Source organism: Gammaproteobacteria bacterium, from assembly GCA_003696665.1.
Lineage (GTDB): Bacteria > Pseudomonadota > Gammaproteobacteria > Enterobacterales.
Genome location: RFGJ01000255.1, coordinates 1 through 1,799, shown reverse-complemented (window position 1 = coordinate 1,799; position 1,799 = coordinate 1). Strand labels below are relative to the sequence as shown.

Sequence of the window (1,799 nt, the reverse complement as noted above, 5' to 3'; positions counted from 1 at the left end):
GACCCGCGCGCGCATGTGCAGCAGATCGGTGCCCGGAAGGCGAAGCGCGCCGGTGTAGCCGAAGCGCGAGAAGCCTGTCCCGGCCCCCGAGCCGGGAGCGTGTCTGAGCTTTCTCCCCATGGCCCGTAGCGGAAGGTCGCGATCGCCGAGCGGAGAGGGCTCATCCATTTGGCTGGCATTGTCCCTTTTGTTCCCGCAATCCTTCTGGAGCAAGCACTAAGCAGACATCTTCCGGCGGAAGCAAAGAAGGATCCTCCCAACGATCCCACTTACTACCGCTCCCAGGCTTATCTTGATACCGATGCAGAGCAAGAGCAGGATAGCGGTGATCGCCGACTTTCTGAGCACTTCTGCGCACTTCATACCACCACATCAATTCGAGCGAGTAATGATCGGAGAGTGTTATTGTTTTCGCCCTCTTGACCGCCTCTCCGTTCTTTCCTACATAGTAAATATCTAAGAATACGCTAAACGCATTCGTTCCAACAAACCCAACACGATATAATAGAATATAAGGGATTGGAACGCCAATTCCAATTTCACTCTTCGGGATATGAACAATATGATATGCATATTCCCAATATGAATAAAACTTTTCTTCTAGGGCATTTCCTTTTGCAGGAACTATTAAAATGCGAAAATCATGCCAATCGTCCTTATCCCCACCGTCTGACAGACATACCCTGCGAATCGGTGAATTCCTGATTTCCTTGAAACTCAGACAACCAAAGCCTTGAAGAATATAAGGCGAATTTACTCTAAATATTTCTGCTCCAATGTTCCTTATTTTATTTTCCTCTGACGCAAAAGCAACCATTGTAAAATTTATGTGATGAATTATCTCAAGAAAAACACAGAAATAGATAAGCATGAATCGAGAACGACGCAATAACATTAGTTATTTCTCCTGCGTATCACAAACGAATTGCGTGTGACCGATTCGCGGTCCCAATGTGAGTCGACCGCTAGCCAAGCGATCTCTAAAAAATGACGGTATGGGCCTGCCTATTGGAAAAAAGAAGGTGGCACCCCCTGTGGGATCTGAAATGCTTCCCGACAGGATGGCATCGGCAACGCTCACTGCACGCATAAATGCGAGCCGGTTGCGACCAGTCAGGCTTGCTGGATTCGCGGACATTCTAAAAAGGTCATTACCAACATGCATTTCTCCAGTTTCTGGATTTACAAAGCGTCCTGTAACGGCTTCGAATGCGTTCTCCATATTAATCACAGCGTGTATACTGTTCGGAAACAGCCGTGATTCAAGGCGATTGATAATGACAAATCCAATTCCCTCGAAAGCACCTGGCACGTCAAAATCTTGAGCCGCTTCCGCAAAGATCGTTCGCGCTAACAAAAGGCGTTCTTCATCTGTTGCTCGCACAACGGTCGCTGCCGACCCCTTGCCACATCTTTTCTCCTCCCCCATCATTCCCCCTTCGCCGGGGAGAGTGCCGCCGCCGGGGCCGGAGCCGAACAGGGGATCGGCAAGCGTGCTGCGCAGCAGCTCGTTGGCGCGTGCCATGCTCTCGTACAGCAGGCCGGCCAATGTGTCCTCAAACGCCGGCGGCGTGGTGGTCACCACGATCTCTTCCAGCTCCTCCTCCACGGTCCCCAGAGGATCCACGGCATTGACGGGATCATTGCCCACGTAAGCATAGAGATTGAGCTGGCCGCTCGCAAAGCCGATGGGATCGGGCTCAAGAAAGCGCGCGAGCTCCGTGGCATAGACGCGGGCCCGCATGTGCAGCAGATCCGTGCCCGGGAGTTTGATGGCGCCCGTGTAGCCGAAGCGCGAG

The 1,799-nt window shown here is 51.9% G+C and carries 2 protein-coding genes; both read right to left on the bottom strand.

All coding sequences use genetic code 11. The annotated features are described in order from the left end of the window. Positions 1 to 160: 160 nt before the first annotated feature. A complete protein-coding gene (locus D6694_07135; protein ID RMH43338.1) occupies positions 161 to 871 on the bottom strand; it encodes a hypothetical protein in 711 nt (236 codons plus the stop codon). Positions 872 to 898: 27 nt separating this feature from the next. After that, the coding region (locus tag D6694_07130) for a hypothetical protein (GenBank protein ID RMH43337.1) at positions 899 to 1,799 on the bottom strand (901 nt) is incomplete at its 5' end.

Excerpts from the sequence above, each read along its gene's own strand:
- D6694_07135 (RMH43338.1), bottom strand. The coding sequence starts at position 871 with ATGCTTATCTATTTCTGTGTTTTTCTTGAGATAATTCATCACATAAAT.